Here is a 405-nt window from a genome sequence, read left to right as displayed (position 1 = left end):
TTCATAATGTATAATTATTGAGATACATGAATTTTTATGATTTTATGTCTATAAATATGGGGAATTAGATAGAAAAAAGCACAAAAAAAGCCGATTTTCATCAGAAAACCGACTATATATTATCCTATACATTTCAAGACAAATTACATGTAGCATTTAAGGAGGAGGGAGAAAATGAAGGATTCAACTGTTCAATATGAACAGGATGGTTGTTTGGAAATGACTAAAACAAAAGAGAACATAAAAAGTAGATACGGTTATTTTTTTATCAAAAGAATATTTGATTTCATAAGTGCGTTATCACTATTTATTATAATTTCGCCAATATTTTTAATTATAGCGATAGCAATTAAGGTAGACTCAAAAGGGCCAGTATTCTTTAAACATATGCGTGTAGGAAAAAAT

General features: G+C 27.7%; 1 protein-coding gene. It reads left to right on the top strand.

Going from position 1 to position 405, the window contains the following annotated elements; translation table 11 throughout:
* Positions 1-174 precede the first annotated feature (174 nt).
* Positions 175-405: sugar transferase (locus DW114_RS15010; RefSeq protein WP_233512189.1), on the top strand; the 231-nt coding region annotated here is incomplete at its 3' end.

This window comes from Absiella sp. AM09-50, from assembly GCF_003433845.1.
Lineage (GTDB): Bacteria > Bacillota_I > Bacilli_A > Erysipelotrichales > Erysipelotrichaceae > Hoskinsella > Hoskinsella hominis.
The sequence above is the reverse complement of the archived record's forward strand: the minus strand, read 5'-3'. Positions and strand labels throughout refer to the sequence as shown.